Source organism: Pseudomonas juntendi (genome assembly GCF_009932375.1).
In the GTDB taxonomy this organism is placed as follows: Bacteria; Pseudomonadota; Gammaproteobacteria; order Pseudomonadales; family Pseudomonadaceae; genus Aquipseudomonas; species Aquipseudomonas juntendi.
On sequence record NZ_BLJG01000543.1, the window covers coordinates 1 to 369 of the forward strand.

At 67.8% G+C, this 369-nt stretch carries 1 protein-coding gene; it reads right to left on the reverse strand.

Annotation, left to right across the window (positions count from 1 at the left end):
* A partial coding sequence (locus tag GYA94_RS27175; RefSeq protein ID WP_167524241.1) for a sigma-54-dependent transcriptional regulator occupies window positions 1–369 on the reverse strand: 369 nt, incomplete at both ends.

Here is a 369-nt window from a genome sequence, read left to right on the forward strand (position 1 = left end):
GCCGCCCTCGGCCTGCTCGAACTTGCCGGGCTGGGAGGCAATGGCACCGGTAAAGGCGCCCTTTTCGTGCCCGAACAAGGTGGCTTCGAGCATGTTGTCGGGGATCGCCGCGCAGTTGATCGCCACAAAGGGCTGGGCCGCCCGTGGGGATTGCTGGTGAATGTAGCGCGCCAGCACTTCCTTGCCGGTACCAGACTCACCGGAAATCAGCACGGTGGAATCGCTGCGCGCCACGCGCGCCGCCAGTTCCAGAAGCTGGCGGCTAGCCGGCTCGCAGGCCACCGGCCCCTCTTCGCCCGTGACCCGGCCGGCCGCATGCCGCTCGACCAGGCTGAGCAGCGCCTTGGGCTCGAACGGTTTGACCAGGTA